We start from the raw sequence: 12,742 nt of genomic DNA on the forward strand, positions 1-12,742 counted from the left end.
ATATAACAACACCTCATCTACTTTATTATTTACATATTAATTATACCATATTTTGTTATATTTTTTATTATAATTGTTCTTTAAAACTAATATATTTCCCCATATTCACTTAATTTTAATCAAATGTCAACCCTTTTTATTAACTATTTTTATAACGAAGTTATTCTTTAACTTTGTTCGTGAATACCCCCCTCTATGGAAAATTTAAAAATAAAATTTTGCATAAAGGAAGATAAATTATATTATCTCGCAATAAAATTGCTATGTATATCAATCTCGCTTAGGTCTGGTTTTATCAAGCATACTACCACATAACTCTATACATACCCCTAGAAGTAAATATAAAACTTCACCAGGACAGGCACTCCACTTCTAACTCTATTAAAAGCTTGTCTAAGTAATATTTATCTCCTTCTAACGGATATATTATCGATGGTAAGTCGATTAGTTTTTTATAAAGTGTTATTCCTTTAACCACCTGCCTAAATTATAGGACTTTTTATATTTTAATTTTTAATGTATACAACTATCTTTTTCATCTAATGCTTCTTTTAATTTATTTCTATACTCTTTTGTATTTTCATAAGTCTGTGCTTTTTCTTTATAAATATCTTTTTTCTCATCTATAACACTTTCAAAACACTTCTCTTTTACTACTCTTTCAAATTCTTTTTTTGCATATATCATTTCTTGATATGCTCTTTTAGTTTTCATTGAATATTCTTCGTATAAAGTTGGTTTAAAATTTAATACTAATTTTTCTAATTTATTTTTTTGTTTTTCTATATCGTAAATCTCATTTTTATAATTACTTTGTATTGTAGTTCCATTTAACATTTTTAAAAACTTTTCAACTTCTTCCGAAAATTTATATATTTCTTCTTTCGGAATTTTATTTACATTTATTCCCATAAAATTCACCACCTATTTTTTTACATTTGATTCTAGGCTAATTTTTTAGCCTAGTTAAAATAAAAAAGTGTCCCCGAGGAACACCTTTTTATCTATTTTCTACTTATATTTCTTGTTCATACGTATTATCTTTTGCTTTTTCTTTACTTTTATTTTTATTTGTTTTTAATATTTTATTTGCTTCTTTATTCAATATTTCTTCTTCTTTTATTTGTGTATTTATAATTTCTAATTCTTTAGCTCCCATTTTTACACCTTTTATATTAGAACCTAAAAATTCTGTATTATCTATTTTACTTCCTTCAAAATTTGCTCCTTTTAAATTTGCAAAAATAGCACTATCCTTTATTACTGTATTTTTGAAGTTTGCATTTTCTAGGTCAACATTTAATAATCTTATTCCTTTCAACTCTTTTCCTTCTAAATCTAATCTTCTCCCCCTTTCTCCTTTTGTGTTAATCCATTCCTCATGCTCTTTAACCATTTTTTCTATTTCTTTTTGTGTTGTTTCTTTACTCATTATATTTTCATCTCCCTTAGTATTAAAAAAAGAATTATCAGTCTTATTCATCTCAACTGATAATTCCTCTTTTAATGTTTCTTCTATTATCTCTATAAATTCTTTTGATGTTTCCTTAACATCTCTTAACAATCTTTTCTTATCATCTAAACTAATATTTTCACTCCAATTTTTAATATACCTTAAAGAGTTATCTTCTCTATCTATATTAAAATAACTTGTTACTGCATATGCCGTCATCTCGGCTTGATATTCTCTTTCGGCTCTTGTATGTTCATCTAAATTATCCATTCTATGTAATTTAGAATGAGCTAATTCGTGTATAAGCGTTTTTATATTTTCAACTTCACTATTTCTAGGGTTTAATGCAACTTCTTTAGTTACTTTATAACTAACGCCCTTGGCTACACCAAGTTCTAATTTGGGTTCTATTATCTTTGTTCCAATTTTATCTGCAATATTTTCTAATGCTTTATAAAAAATATTATAATCTTCAATCTTTCCATCTAAAAATTTATTGGGAAAAATTTTAGGTAAATCTTTTTCTGTAGCGTTAGTTTGAGATATTTCAAAAACATATCCTTTTTGATATGTTAATGCACCTTTAAACACTTCTATTTTAGCTTTCTTTATAAGTTCTTTTTCTTCTCTTGTTGCTTTATTAACAGAAACTATTTGTCCATTTTTATTTTTGAAATAATCACTTAATTTTACTGGAACTAAAATACCTATCCCCCTTTCTCCTTTATTTACTGTGAAACCTTTTTCTTTCCAAAAAGCATATGAGCCAACTGCTATTGCTCCCCTAAATTGTTGTTGAATTAGAATTGAATTTCTAAAAGAATAATTATAAAACTTTGCCATAAAAGAAAGATATTCCTTTATATCATTAGGTGTATTAAAAATATTTTCTATTTTTTTATTAGCTTTATCTATTAATACTTCTACTTCCTTTTGTTTTTCTTCTTCACTTTTTCTTTTATAGAATTTTGACACACTTCTTACCTCCTTTTTATTGTCTAAATTCTTCTATTTCATAATCCTCTAAAATTTCTTTTTTAGATATTATTTTGTTTTCTATATCATATTGAACTATTACACTTTCCTCTCTTTCAAACAAATCACTTAATCCTACGATATATCCTTTTGCACCATTTAAAATAGTTGTTTCTTTTGTATCTAGTGTATAAGCTTTAATTTCTGTATCCCTGACTATTTCTAATACTAAAGCTAGTCCATCAAACATATAAATTCTCTCCTTAATTTTTTATATTATAAAAAGGTGTCCCCGAGGAACACCTTTTACTCTAAATCTATTCAATCTTTTGCTTAATTTATAATATATTTATTATTTAAAATATATGGCTCACTTAATTTACAATCTAGCATTTTTAAAATCTTATTTATATAAAAGTAATTTTTACCACCATCTATACTCGCTACAATTTTAGAATTAATCGGAACTTTTCTTTTTTTAAATAATTCTTTTGAGAACATTTCATTGTCGCTTATATAATTTAATGCATCTTCACAATCACTCCATATTATATAAATAGTTTTTCTTTCATTATAGAATTTAAATACTGATAACTTTCTTTTTTTTCGTTTCAATAAATCACCACCTTTAAAGATGTCCCCCCAAGGACACTTTTACATTTCATATTCATATACATTATTTTTAGAATTTGAATTTTCTATTTCACCTTGTAATTTTTCAAATTCAATTTGATTCTTTATACTATTAAAATCTTTTTTTAAATTTTTCTTTAAAGTATTTAATGCTTTTTGTGTAATAATAGGTTGTCTTTTTTTAAATTTATTTTCTTCTTTATATTTTATATTACCATCAAATTTAATATTTTTTAATCCATCTTTTATTTTTTTTAAATCTTTTTCAGTTGCATTAGTTTGTGATATATCATAAACTTCACCAATAATAAACTTTACTTTACCTTCTGTAATTTGTATTTTCCCCGTCTCTATTAACTTCTTTTCTTTCTCTGTAGCTTCATTAATATTTGTTTTAAATCCATCTTTATTTATAAAATAAAATTGTTTTTCTGGAATGAAAATTTCAATTCCATTTTCACCTTCTTTAATTTTTAATCCTTGTTTTTTCCAAAAAGATTTACTTGCAACAACCGTTGCTTTCGGAAATTTATTTTTTATCAATTCTCTATTTTTTTCAGAATACTTATAAAGATTGCTAAATTCTTTATCATTAAAATTCTCTTTCATATTTTTATATTCAAAACTTTCATCATTTTTATTTGTATTTTTTTCTTTACTTGAATTACCTTTTGAAAAATTTTTCTCTCTATAATTTTTATTTGTATATAATTCTTTTATTTGTTTTAAAGTTGCATTTCCCATTCTTGTATAAAACTCTTTTATTTTTGTTTCTTTATAATTTTTATAATATTCATTCTTTCCTTCACCGTATAAATTTCTTAATCTTTCCTCATGCTCATCTAGCAACTTATTTAATTCTTTAAATTCTTCTTTTAAGTTTCCTTCAATAAATTTATCTGTTACTCTATCTATTAAAGGTCTTACTTCATGTAATGTATTATATTTATAATGCCATTGCTTTTTATCTTTTGGTAATAACATCATTATTTTTTTAATATCATTTTTCATTTCCTTATCATTTTTAAAGTCATAATTTCTTGCATTATAAACTAACTTTTCTCTTATAACTTCATTTATTTTTTGATATTCTTTATTAAAATCCACCAGTGAATTAGCAAAACTACTTTTCATTGCATTAATTGCACTTAGCTTCCTCTTTCCCCTTCTATCAATTTTATCTAATTGAACACTTCCTATATGAATGTGAATATTTCCTGTATTATAATGAATACTTGATGACCAAAAATATTTTTTACCACTCTTTTTTTCTAATGTACCCATAGCATTTCTTACTGCTATTTGTATTTTTTCTTCATCTAAAACTTTTGTTTTACTATCATATAGTCCTTGTTTCTCTAACCACTCATTATCAAAAGAAAAAACATCTTGCCATAAATTACTCTTTTTATCTTGAGCTTCTTTATATATTTTTTTTACCTTTTTAATTTCTTTTTTAGTTAATCCATTTTTTTCTTTAGTAAATAATGAACCATTTTTATTGGGATTTCCCATATAATCCGTATACCCATCATAATTTTCAAGTGGATTTTCTTTTCTTGCTTCTTCTCTATTCATATAATCTACATAATCATCAAATGATTCAACTTCACCTGACTTTTCATTAACTGAATCATATTGAACAAAGTGAGACATAAAATTTATTGCTGGTCTACTCATAATTAATACTCCTTATATAATTTTTTCTTCATCTGATTATTTATTTTATCTTCTACAAAATTTCTAGCAATATTTAATCCTTTTGATAATTCTTCTCTGCTAGTAAAAATATCTCCTATATCATCTTTTATAAATAATCCATTTAGCATTTCTAAAATTATTTGTGTATTTTTATCAGTTGAATTTGAAGCTAACCTTATCTTCTTTAATTCATTTTTAAATTCATTTGAAATTTCTTCTGCTAAAAACTTTGCTAATCCTTTATAAATAAAATCTGTATTTTCTCTATGCTCTCTTATAATTAAATCTAAAGCTTCACTAGGATACTTTAAATTTTTTTCTTCTTTTACTGTTTGAATATATTTTAAATTTTCTTCTGAAAACATATAATCCTTTCGTATTCTTTTCATAAATTCACCTTCTTACTCTTCTTTATTATTTAAAATCTCATTAATATTTTCTGATAAAATTTCTTTCGCTAATAATTCCATTAAAGCAGAATTATGTTCAATTATTTTTCCTAATCTATTAATCAAATAGCTATAATTATCTTCCATATTTTTTAATGGCTCTAATGAAATCATTAACTCTAATTGTTTGTTTAAATATTCATTTCTACTTTTATAATTTTGTTTTTTCCAATCTTCATCTATCTTTGAAATGATATGTTTAGGTACATTTCTTATTTTTATTTCACTCAACTTTAACTTTACCTCCTTAAAAGGGCTTTACCCTCACTACCGTTTCACCCACAAGCTTTGAAAAAGTTTGACAAAAATTAATTAATTTCTTTGATTGGAAATAAAATCGTAGAAATTAATTAAGAGCATAAGGAAAAACTGTCCCCAAAGTATTGGGAGAGCTAGGCAAAGCCTAGCGTTTTTCTGGGGGCAAAGTTACTTCCAAAAGCACATACTCTGCGTATATTCTCCGTATTAAATCCGTATAAAAACCACATACTCTGCGTATATTTTAAAAATAAAAAAAGTGTCCCTAGGAAACACCTTTTTATAATTTACACTTCATTTTCTAACTATATTTTTGCAAATCATTTTTCTTTTCTTCTAATTTTTTTATTCTATTTTTATTTTCTTCTAATGACTTAATTAATTCTTCTATTTCTATTTTTGTTGTATCTATAATAGTATTATTTTGATTTATTTTACTCTCTGTTTCTTTTATTTCTTCTTCAGTTTGATATTTTTCATTTTCTTTCTGTTTCTCATTATCTTCTAAAATGTTCATTATTAATTTCTTTTTATTATCTAATTCTGAATTTATCTTTTTAATATTTTCATTTAAATTATTTATTTGTAAATCTATAAATTTTATTTTATATCCACTTTCATTTTCTGCTTTTAAATTATTATTTTCTTTTGTATCTTTTCTATCAGCATATATTTTTAATATTTCTCTTTTATTATCCTCTAAATTATTTTCTTCTGTTAATCCAACTCTAACAGAAACTGCTGACCAATCTACTGGTAATCGTGCATAAACTACATATTCCTCATCAGATACTTTTATTAATTTACTTTCAATTTTTTCTTTTAAATGTTCCTTTTCAAGAATTGATATTTCAATAGGATTTTCATTTAAAAGATTTGAATTGTCTACATTCAATAACATTTCAAAAACCCCAGTAGATGTATTATACTCTCTATCTAAAACTTTTAATGATATATCTCCTATATAGTTTTCTTCATTTAAAGCTGTACTTTCAACTAAAAAATCTCTATTAAAAAATCTATTTGACGTTAAAAAAAATACCATTCCTAAAATTATTATTAATGTTGCTCCATAATAAAAGAATGATTGATTTTTTCTATTTCTAATATTACTAACTTTTTTTTGAAACTCCAATATCTTATCTTTCAATATTTTTCTCCTTTCATTTATTAAATAAATTTTTTTATTTTAATTATCTTTATAAATGTTTATTTAAATAATCTAAATCATTCTTACTTAAATCTTCTTTAGCAAGTATTTTATTATATAAATTGTTATTATCTTTTAAAATTTCATTGGAATTTATATACCCCAATGTTATATAATAATAAAAAAACTTTTTATATTTTTTATTATTAAGTGGCTGAATTTTTTTAATTAAAATACTATTTATTGTATCATCAATAAGAAAATATATATTTATTAATAAAATTATTATAAATATTATTGTAATAAAAATTTCTACCATTTTATCACCTACCTATATTTTATTTTGAAAGGATGTTTTTATATGGAATTTATAGAATCACATAAAGATGTATTTTTATTTTTTGTTTCTTTTATTACATTATTATTTTCCATTTATACTTTTTTTAAAAATTTCAACGAAAATAAGATTTCAAAGAAATTAGATATAATTCAATCTATTTTACATAATTTTTGTTTTCCAATATTAATTAATCATAATAATAAAAATGAAATTTTAATAACTGACGGCATAAAAGATTTTTTCTATAAAAATTCTATTTTATTTGATGAGAACATATCCCTACTTTGCCTTGAATTAATACACCTTGAGAATGACATATCCAATACTCTCTTAAATAAATGTACTAGAAAAAAATATGAAGAAATCTCAAACCACTTTATTGTTTGTATATCTAATTTTTATAATGATTACTCTAAATTATATAGAAATCAAATATTTAATATAAATTTAAAATACTTTTTCCCATATATTCTTAGAATAATATTTTCTGTTTTAGATTTTTTAACTATTATTCTTGTAGGCTTTTTTGTTTTAATACTATTTTATGCCAATAGATATTTTTTATATTCTTTTATTTTTATACTATTCTTCATATCAAGTATATGGATGATCCAAAGATATGGAATATTAAATGGAATAAAAAATTATAATTATAACAATTATTCATTAAGTAAGCCTCTTAATAAATATGGTTATTTCTTTTATAACCAAGTTTCTCAATTTGATGGAATTTATAAAACTTTTTTTTTAAATAAAAAATTCCTTATATATAAAGGAATTCCTATTATTCAAAAAGTTAAATCTAAAAATAATAAAATAAGAAAGTCTATTAACTTTCTTGCTATCTACAAATTACATAAAAAAATAGTCATAACCACCAGTGAAATGGATGACTTTCACTAAGACTATAAGCGTGAAAATAAATAGATTCGTTTTTCATTAAAACTATCTATTTATTTTCAACTTACTTTTAACTACCTTTAAAAATTAAATACTATTTTTCAAATATTCTTAATGCTATAACACTCTCATAACATGTTGTTTCTTAATTTATTATTCGCCTTACCTTTCCATTAAATGTAGAAGCATAATATGAATTACTTAACTCTGAAACTGTAACCCCTTTTGATGAACTGTCGTGCATAAACTTTCCATCACCTAAGTACAAACCAACGTGAGTATCGCTTCCTGTTGTATCAAAGAAGATGATGTCTCCTCGTTTCATATCTTTCCTATCCACTGACTTTCCTTTTTCTAATAAAGTCCAAGTTGTTACACCTGATACATCTCCTAGTTGTATTCCAGCATTTGCATAACAATAATGAACGAATGAACTACAATCAAATCTACCAGCTTTTATATCACTTTCATTACGACCACCACCCCAAACATAAGGTGATTTTCCTACCCACTTCATACCAGCATTTATTGCTTTTTCTATTGTTTCATTATCACCTTTTTGCATTCCATTATCTCTAAATTCAATTGCATATCCATATACTTTATTAGGATAATCATTCTGTGCTTTATCTAAATCTACAGTCATTCCATAACCTTGTCCACCATTATAACAAGCAAAAGTTCTTCTTAGAATTTCTCTAAACTCTTTATCATCAGGCTTAGAATTCCACTTTATAAGCTTCATATTTTCAACATTATTTAAATTCATACTATCTGTCATCCCCTTTTTAAATAAAACATAATTTGCATAATATAATGTTTCATATGCACCAGCTATTATTTGTGCACGAGGATCTTTTAGATACTTATTCCACATATCATCAGCACTTGAAAATTTATATCCAGCCTTTTTGTAAAACTCTCCTAGTCCATAATCCATATAATATTTCCAAATATCAGAACCATCAAAATCATTTTTTTGTATTTGCATAATCCCATATGCTCCACCATATTCGCAGTTAGGATTAAAATCACTTTCTTGTTTTGCTATACCACAAAACACCCAATTAGGTATGCCAGTTAATTCAGAAGCTTCATTAAAATATGGTATATATTCAGTAGGAACACCAACCAAAGTACTATCAAATGAAATATTATTATTCTTATTCTGTTCTTCAATTATCCCAAATAGTCCAGCTATAAAAATAATTATTAATAAAAATCCAAGAAAATTTGATATTCCAATAGTAAATATTATCTTTTTTATTATTTTCTTTTTATCCATATTTTTATCCTTTCTTACTATTTTGGAGTATAAAAAAAGAACTAACTTTCATTAGTTCTTAGAGTTTTATTTCTAATATGTTTTATAACTTACAATTTTATATTTACCATCTATTTTTAATAATCTTAATTCATATGATGTATTCTCTTTAATTTTCTGATTATAATTATCTATAACATTATAGCCTACCCCAACTACTATATACACATAAGCTTGATTTTCTCTATCCTTATGAATATCACAAGATTCCTGTGTATCTATATCTGTAACAACTATTTCTTTTATCCCTTTATCTTTACTTGCAGTCATAAAGTAACCTTCAACTTCTTTGTATATATCATTAGATACTAAAGATAATGCTTCTTTTTCATTTTTTTTCGGATTATTTGAATCATATTCTGTAATATCTTTTACAAATGTTTTAGCAACTTCTGAAGCTTCAACCTTATCTTGAACAGAAATATTTTTAATATCTTTATCTAAAAGATATTTTTTATTTAACTGTTCATCAGTTAGCCCCTTATTTTCATCTATTGTTTTTTGATTTATTTTTTCACTAGCTTCCTTTTCTGCTTTCTCTCTTTGTTCAATCATTTTTCTATTTGCTTCGGCTAATTGCTTTTCTTTATATTTCTTTGAAATATATATTGTAACTCCACCAACTACAACTGCTGTAATAATTGCTCCAACTATGAATTTTTTATTTTTTAGAATTTCTTTCACCTTTTATGCTCCTCCCTCAAATAGTTTTTCTTCTTCTTTAGATAATTTAACATTAAATAAAATGTTCTCCATTCCATTTATAAGTAAAATAACATCACCTTTTTGGAAATAAGGTATTATGTCTATTTCACTTGAATTCAACTGACCATTAAATATATCTTCAAGTGCTTCTTTTGTATTATTATCCTGTTGCATTATAAACTTATATTGTGTCAATTCAAATAGTGTTCTTATTTTTTCTAAAACATGATTCTCTTTATTTTTTGGAACCATATCATTAATACTTTGAGTTGCTAATATTAATCCAGCAAAGTACTTTCTATCTTCTCTTATAAAGTTTATAAAGAAATCAACTGCTAATTCATTATTTGAATTTACATACTTATGTGCTTCATCAACATATAATATATATTTTATAGCTTCCTCTATACTTATTTGCCCAGAATCATATAATTTCTTTTGCTTTATTCCTTGTTTAAGTGCTTCATTCCATAACATAGTTAATATACTAAATATTTGAGCGTTAAAAACATTACTAGCAAATTGTGATAAATTTCTAACTTCAAAACTTAATACCTGTATAGAAGATATATCTTCTATACTTGAATGTCCGTTAAACAAATTTCCGTAACTATTTATTACATTACTTATAGTAAGGATTATTTTTTCTAGTCTTGCTTTCCTATATTCAGTTATATTATCTCTAAGTTTTGTTCCTTCTACATCATTATACAGTAGACCTTTTAGGAATTTCAAGAAATCTTCCATTATTGGATATTCTTCTACTTTAAAGGTTGTGCAATTACTTTTATCTATTCCATTTTCTCTATAAAACTCATTTACACAGTTTTCAAATTCTAATAATTCATCACTATTGCAATCTTTAGATAAATAATTATATTGCATAGATAACTTGTTAAGGTGAAACATATAAGATTGTTCTTCTAATACATTATTATCATCATCAATCATAGTCGCAAAAATTTGGAATGGATTAATCATACCATTTGTTCCATCTAACCTTATAACCTTTCCACCAAGTCTAGAAACTATTCCCCCAAACTCACCTGTTAAATCTAAAATTCTTATTGTATCTCCTAAAATTGAATTATTACTCATTAATTTCTTCATTAGAGTTGATTTTCCAGCACCAGTTAGACCTACCATAATGCTATTGTAAGATTTTCTTATCTCATCTCTAGTGAAAGGATTAAAGATTATACTTCCTCCAGTTTTACTTTCACCTATAACAGTTCCAGCTTTATCCTTTAACTCTACAAAATGAAATGGATATCCAGCTGATAAACTTAATGTAGGTATTGGTTGTTTAACAACTTTATTTGCTAATTTTTCTTGGTCAGACAAAGATAAAAATAATGACTTCCATTCATACTCAGCTTCATTTAAAAATACTGCTCCTCTAAATCTAAGACTTTCTAATTTATCCATAACATCTTTTTCTTTCTTGTGAAGTCCTTCTAAAGTTCTTTCATACAAATATATTCTTATTACAATATACTTCATAATTTCATCATTTTTAGTTAAATCATAAACCAAATTAACTAAATCTTGAACTTCTGAACTAGATTTTATAGAAGAAACATGATCTGTACTTTCGTTAACTCTGCTATCATGCTCTGTAATAGCTCTATCAATCTTCTTTAATATTGTATTTTTATCTCCGGTTTCAATATCTACAGTTATTACAGTATCTTGAAATTCTTCTATTAAATCTTTAAGCCAAAACTCTGTTACATCTGTTGGATAGTCATAAATGTGTATACAGCTTTCATACCCATCACCTTTTCTTATATAATTATCTTTAAAACTAATTCCTCCTACAGGTTGTATTTTTTCTATCAAATTAGGGTTGTAATCTAATTTTTTCATATAAAACTTCCTTTCTACCATTAATTTTTCCAAAATAAAAAAAGTGTTCCTCGGGGACACTTTTTACTTTAATAGCTATGTTTCTATTTTATCTTCTTTCATAATCACCTCAACTTTAAGAATATTCTATATAAATATATTTACATCAATTTAGTATTTAAATTATTTAACTTATATAAAATTCTTAATTTCTTCTCTAAAGTCATTGGCATTAAATTGCAATCTCTATTTCTACTTCTCATTAAAGTTCTAAGTTTTTCGGAAGAATGTTCATTTTTATCTATAAAATTCATAATATAGTATTCTATATTAGTCTTTTCTTTTTCTAATTCAACTAATTCTTCTAGTTTCTCATATAATAATTTTTTATATAATTCATTTTCAGTATTTTTGATTTTATTTAATATATACTCTTGCTGTTCACTCGTATTAATTGGAAAGTTCATCATAATTAATTTTAAATCATAAACATATATTCTTAAAAATCTCATGAAATTTTTTATTATAGTTTCTTGCTCTAAATCAGAACCTCCATCAACATCTTTACCCTTTATTTGATATATATTTAAAAAACCATTTTTTGTTTTCATAAAATCATCATCTGTTACATCTCTAATTTCCATTTTATCTTGTACACTTTTTTCGATTTTAGGTAAATTCTTTTTTTCTTTTCTTAATTCTTTTCTTTCTTCTCTTTGTTTTCTCTTAATCTCTTTCTTTTCTTCCTTGGTTAATTTCTTTTCTTCTTCTTTAACCTTTATATCATCAAATTTCCTTAAAGCCATATTATTCTCCTTCCTGTTTATTTATCTTATTCTTATTTATTTCATAACTAATAGTTTCTTCTAATAATTTAATATATCTTAATGAATGTGTATATTTATCTAATAAACCTATTATTACAATAGTTTCGACTATTATAATTAGAAATAAAACACTACTTAACTCAACCATTATAATTCTCCCATATAAAAAGGTGTCCACG

The 12,742-nt window shown here is 24.1% G+C and carries 14 protein-coding genes; 1 reads left to right on the forward strand and 13 read right to left on the reverse strand.

All coding sequences use genetic code 11. The annotated features are described in order from the left end of the window. Positions 1 to 513: 513 nt before the first annotated feature. The 8 genes from K5V21_RS12580 to K5V21_RS12615 all read right to left on the reverse strand — a co-directional run bounded on the left by K5V21_RS12580 (position 514) and on the right by K5V21_RS12615 (position 6,619). On the reverse strand, positions 514 to 912 hold the full coding sequence (locus K5V21_RS12580) for a hypothetical protein (RefSeq protein WP_221861546.1): 399 nt from the start codon (positions 910 to 912) through the stop codon (positions 514 to 516). A gap of 103 nt (positions 913 to 1,015) precedes the next feature. After that, positions 1,016 to 2,428, reverse strand: a complete 1,413-nt coding sequence (locus tag K5V21_RS19650; protein ID WP_221861547.1) for an ImmA/IrrE family metallo-endopeptidase — start codon at positions 2,426 to 2,428, stop codon at positions 1,016 to 1,018. Positions 2,429 to 2,444: 16 nt separating this feature from the next. Further along, the gene (locus tag K5V21_RS12590) at positions 2,445 to 2,678 is read right to left on the reverse strand and encodes a hypothetical protein (RefSeq protein ID WP_221861548.1); all 234 of its coding nucleotides are present in this window, start codon (positions 2,676 to 2,678) and stop codon (positions 2,445 to 2,447) included. 83 nt (positions 2,679 to 2,761) lie between these two features. Next, complete coding sequence (locus tag K5V21_RS12595) at positions 2,762 to 3,043, reverse strand: hypothetical protein (protein ID WP_221861549.1); 282 nt, start codon at positions 3,041 to 3,043, stop codon at positions 2,762 to 2,764. Positions 3,044 to 3,082: 39 nt separating this feature from the next. Further along, positions 3,083 to 4,741, reverse strand: a complete 1,659-nt coding sequence (gene mobP2 / locus K5V21_RS12600; protein WP_221861550.1) for a MobP2 family relaxase — start codon at positions 4,739 to 4,741, stop codon at positions 3,083 to 3,085. Between the two features lie 2 nt (positions 4,742 to 4,743). Beyond that, a complete protein-coding gene (locus K5V21_RS12605) occupies positions 4,744 to 5,151 on the reverse strand; it encodes a hypothetical protein (RefSeq protein WP_221861551.1) in 408 nt (135 codons plus the stop codon). A gap of 12 nt (positions 5,152 to 5,163) precedes the next feature. Further along, the gene (locus K5V21_RS12610; protein ID WP_221861552.1) at positions 5,164 to 5,442 is read right to left on the reverse strand and encodes a hypothetical protein; all 279 of its coding nucleotides are present in this window, start codon (positions 5,440 to 5,442) and stop codon (positions 5,164 to 5,166) included. A 328-nt stretch (positions 5,443 to 5,770) separates the two neighbouring features. Continuing rightward, positions 5,771 to 6,619 carry a hypothetical protein gene (locus K5V21_RS12615; protein WP_221861553.1) on the reverse strand — a complete coding sequence of 283 codons (849 nt, stop codon included), beginning with the start codon at positions 6,617 to 6,619 and terminating at the stop codon, positions 5,771 to 5,773. A gap of 361 nt (positions 6,620 to 6,980) precedes the next feature. Between K5V21_RS12615 and K5V21_RS12620 the strand changes: the two genes are divergently transcribed. Then, the gene (locus tag K5V21_RS12620; protein ID WP_221861554.1) at positions 6,981 to 7,862 is read left to right on the forward strand and encodes a hypothetical protein; all 882 of its coding nucleotides are present in this window, start codon (positions 6,981 to 6,983) and stop codon (positions 7,860 to 7,862) included. A 142-nt stretch (positions 7,863 to 8,004) separates the two neighbouring features. Here the strand turns inward: K5V21_RS12620 and K5V21_RS12625 are convergent, their stop codons facing one another. The 5 genes from K5V21_RS12625 to K5V21_RS12645 all read right to left on the reverse strand — a co-directional run bounded on the left by K5V21_RS12625 (position 8,005) and on the right by K5V21_RS12645 (position 12,711). Then, on the reverse strand, positions 8,005 to 9,144 hold the full coding sequence (locus K5V21_RS12625; protein ID WP_221861555.1) for a C40 family peptidase: 1,140 nt from the start codon (positions 9,142 to 9,144) through the stop codon (positions 8,005 to 8,007). 72 nt (positions 9,145 to 9,216) lie between these two features. Then, positions 9,217 to 9,867, reverse strand: a complete 651-nt coding sequence (locus tag K5V21_RS12630) for a hypothetical protein (RefSeq protein ID WP_245000717.1) — start codon at positions 9,865 to 9,867, stop codon at positions 9,217 to 9,219. A 3-nt stretch (positions 9,868 to 9,870) separates the two neighbouring features. After that, complete coding sequence (locus tag K5V21_RS12635; RefSeq protein WP_221861556.1) at positions 9,871 to 11,757, reverse strand: VirB4 family type IV secretion system protein; 1,887 nt, start codon at positions 11,755 to 11,757, stop codon at positions 9,871 to 9,873. A 140-nt stretch (positions 11,758 to 11,897) separates the two neighbouring features. Next, entirely contained in the window at positions 11,898 to 12,542 is a 645-nt protein-coding gene (locus tag K5V21_RS12640) for a hypothetical protein (RefSeq protein ID WP_221861557.1), read from the reverse strand. A gap of 1 nt (position 12,543) precedes the next feature. Continuing rightward, positions 12,544 to 12,711: a hypothetical protein gene (locus K5V21_RS12645; RefSeq protein WP_221861558.1), complete on the reverse strand. Its 168-nt coding sequence runs from the start codon at positions 12,709 to 12,711 to the stop codon at positions 12,544 to 12,546. Positions 12,712 to 12,742 lie beyond the last annotated feature (31 nt).

The organism is Clostridium sardiniense (assembly GCF_019753795.1).
GTDB classification, from domain to species: Bacteria; Bacillota; Clostridia; order Clostridiales; family Clostridiaceae; genus Clostridium; species Clostridium sardiniense.

What these genes read in the sequence shown, in the direction of transcription:
- K5V21_RS12580 (WP_221861546.1), bottom strand. Translation starts at nt 912, where the DNA reads ATGGGAATAAATGTAAATAAAATTCCGAAAGAAGAAATATATAAATTT.
- K5V21_RS12590 (WP_221861548.1), bottom strand. Translation starts at nt 2,678, where the DNA reads ATGTTTGATGGACTAGCTTTAGTATTAGAAATAGTCAGGGATACAGAA.
- mobP2 (WP_221861550.1), bottom strand. Translation starts at nt 4,741, where the DNA reads ATGAGTAGACCAGCAATAAATTTTATGTCTCACTTTGTTCAATATGAT.
- K5V21_RS12605 (WP_221861551.1), bottom strand. Translation starts at nt 5,151, where the DNA reads ATGAAAAGAATACGAAAGGATTATATGTTTTCAGAAGAAAATTTAAAA.
- K5V21_RS12620 (WP_221861554.1), top strand. Translation starts at nt 6,981, where the DNA reads ATGGAATTTATAGAATCACATAAAGATGTATTTTTATTTTTTGTTTCT.
- K5V21_RS12625 (WP_221861555.1), bottom strand. Translation starts at nt 9,144, where the DNA reads ATGGATAAAAAGAAAATAATAAAAAAGATAATATTTACTATTGGAATA.
- K5V21_RS12635 (WP_221861556.1), bottom strand. Translation starts at nt 11,757, where the DNA reads ATGAAAAAATTAGATTACAACCCTAATTTGATAGAAAAAATACAACCT.
- K5V21_RS12640 (WP_221861557.1), bottom strand. Translation starts at nt 12,542, where the DNA reads ATGGCTTTAAGGAAATTTGATGATATAAAGGTTAAAGAAGAAGAAAAG.
- K5V21_RS12645 (WP_221861558.1), bottom strand. Translation starts at nt 12,711, where the DNA reads ATGGTTGAGTTAAGTAGTGTTTTATTTCTAATTATAATAGTCGAAACT.